1 protein-coding gene and 1 pseudogene are annotated in these 2,672 nt (G+C 58.1%); both read left to right on the top strand.

Annotated features, from left to right (window positions below):
- Positions 1-129 precede the first annotated feature (129 nt).
- Positions 130-2,256 (top strand): TIM-barrel domain-containing protein, encoded by a 2,127-nt coding sequence (locus Q0510_RS05700; protein WP_298709054.1) that lies wholly within the window; start codon positions 130-132, stop codon positions 2,254-2,256.
- Positions 2,257-2,333: 77 nt separating this feature from the next.
- Positions 2,334-2,672 (top strand): annotated as a pseudogene (locus tag Q0510_RS05695) (carboxypeptidase); the annotation flags it as partial.

Raw genomic sequence — 2,672 nt, 5'->3', positions numbered from 1 at the left:
GCAGGAAGCACCCGTCAACTCCACCACGGTAAAACGATAACTGTTATTTTCACCGTCTCTGGCTGAATCTTCACCGGCACGCGGCAAACCCGGATTATCTGGCTATCTTCTCGTCCAATTACCACGATTATGAACATCAGATTTTCATTGCTGCTGCTGTGTGCCCTGCTATGCCTGCACACCTCCCTCAGCGCCCAACTGCAATGGCGCGAAGTGATGCCCGGCGTCTGGAAAGGCACCGCGGGCACGCCCGAGAAAATTACCCTGCTGAACATCGCCGCCGCCAGGCCCGACAGCGCCGCGCTCGGGAAGCTCCCTTCCTCCACATTTCCCCTCGACCCTGACGACATCTCCATGAAGCTGGCCGACGGGAAAGTGTACCTGCGTTTTCCCCTGGAAAGGAACGAACAGCTCTTCGGGCTCGGTCTCAACTTCAAAACCGTGAACCAGCGCGGCCGCGTGAGCCAGCTGCATATGGACCACTACGGCGGGAAAGACGATGGCCGCACCCACGCGCCCGTACCCCTGTATATCTCTTCCCGCGGATACGGCGTATTGGTGGACGCCGCGCGGTATATCACGGTTTACGCCGGCACCGCCGTGCGCACCGATACGAAAAATCCGCCCAACGGCAACAAGCAATGGGAATCACAACCCTATTCGGACGCCGTGGAAATGCTGGTGCCCGCGGCAGGAGCGGAGGTATACATCTTCGCCGGTCCCACGGCCATGCATGCCGTACAGCGTTACAATCTCTTCAACGGCGGCGGTTACCTGCCGCCTAAATGGGGACTGGGTTTCACGCAGCGCGTGCCCACCCTGTACAGCCAGCAGGACATCATCCGCGAAGCGAAGGAATTCGAAGCGCATAATTTCCCCCTGGATTTTATCGGCGTGGAACCGGGCTGGCATTCCATGTCCTATCCCTGCACTTTCGAATGGGATCCCAACCGCTTCCCCGATCCGCAGGGCTTCATTAACAACCTGGCAGCCATGGGCGTGAAAGCCAATCTCTGGATAAATCCTTACGTTTCCCCCAAAAGCAGCCTGTACGCGCCACTCAAACCACTGTCGGGCAGTCATACCGTATGGAACGGGCTCGTGGCGGATTTCACGCTGCCGAAGGCCAAAGCGCTTTTCCGCGAGCACTTCCTGAAAAATCATATCGCCCTGGGCGTGAGCGGTTACAAAATGGACGAAAACGACGGTTACGACAAATGGCTATGGCCCGATGTGGCCACCTTCCCCTCGGGTACTTCGGCAGAACAGATGCGCCAGGTTTACGGTATCGCCATGCAGCAGATGACCGACGAATGGTTCCGCGAACAGAACCAGCGGACCTATGGACTGGTGCGCGCTTCCAATGCGGGCGCCAGCCGCTTCCCGTACGTCATCTACAACGATTATTATTCCCATCCCGATTTCATCACGGCGCTGGTCAACAGCAGTTTCATCGGCGTGCTCTGGACGCCGGAAGTGCGCGCTTCCAAATCCGCGGAAGAGTGGGTGAGAAGGATGCAGTCCGTTTGCTTTTCGCCCATGGCCATGCTCAACGCCTGGGCCGACGGCACCAAGCCCTGGTCGTTCCCCGAAGTGGAAACCGCCGTACAGGAAGTGGCCATGCTCCGCATGCAGTTGCTGCCTTACATCTATTCCACTTTCGCGCAATACCGGTTCGAAGGAAAGCCGCCTTTCCGTTCCATGAACCTGATCGACGGCTTTGCCTTCACCCCGCAGCTGAGCGGCGGCAAACTCGACGCCACGCTCAATCCCTACGAGGCTAAAACCCGTTCGGAGCTGAAGGATCAATATATGATGGGAGACAATATGATCGTGGCGCCCTTCTTCGCGGGCGACTCCAGCCGGAAAGTGTACCTCCCGGCAGGCAAATGGTATGATTTCTATACCGGCGAACTGGCCGGGGAAGATGGCGTGATCACGGTAAAAGCGCGCCTCGACCGCATTCCGCTTTTCGTGCGCGATGGCGGTCTCATCCCCATGATCCCCCCGCGCAGGCAAGCCCCGAAACCCGGGGAAGTCCTACCGCTGGAAGTGCGGGTATACGGCAGTGCTCCCGGAAACTTCCCGCTGTACGACGATGACGGAAATACCTTCGATTTCGAGCGGGGACAGTACTCCCGGGTGCTCCTCAAAGCCGCCAACGGCAAAGGCTCGATGGAGAAGCCGGCTGCAGGCAAGCCCTTCGGCTACGCGCCCAAAATAAAATGGACGTTCATGACCGCACAGGCGAAATAATGCGCCTTTTATCCCTTTGATGCGGCAAAGAGCGATTTATTTCCCATATTGGGGAATAAATCGCTCTTTGTTAACATATGAAATCAACCTTTGCCGCAGCCTGCCTGCTTTGCTGCTCTGCCGCCTTCGCACAAAAAACGCCTTCCGAACCCGACCTGACCACCGGCCCCGGCGCTACGGAGCGTACGCTCAAGATCGACGCCTCGGTGACCACGAACCATGAAGTCACCATCAAAGGCCAGCGCGTGTCTTACAAGGTGACCGCCGGTACGCTGCCCGTTTGGGACGACGAAGGGAAGACCATCGCCGGCGTGTTTTATACGTATTTTGAACGTACGGGCGTGGCCGACCAGGGCCCGCGGCCGTTGGTGTTCTCCTTTAACGGTGGGCCCGGAACCGCTTCCGTATGGATGCAG

The organism is uncultured Chitinophaga sp., from assembly GCF_937874145.1.
Lineage (GTDB): Bacteria > Bacteroidota > Bacteroidia > Chitinophagales > Chitinophagaceae > Chitinophaga.
Note: the sequence above shows the minus strand (reverse complement) of the source record. Positions and strands in the feature narration are given on the sequence as shown.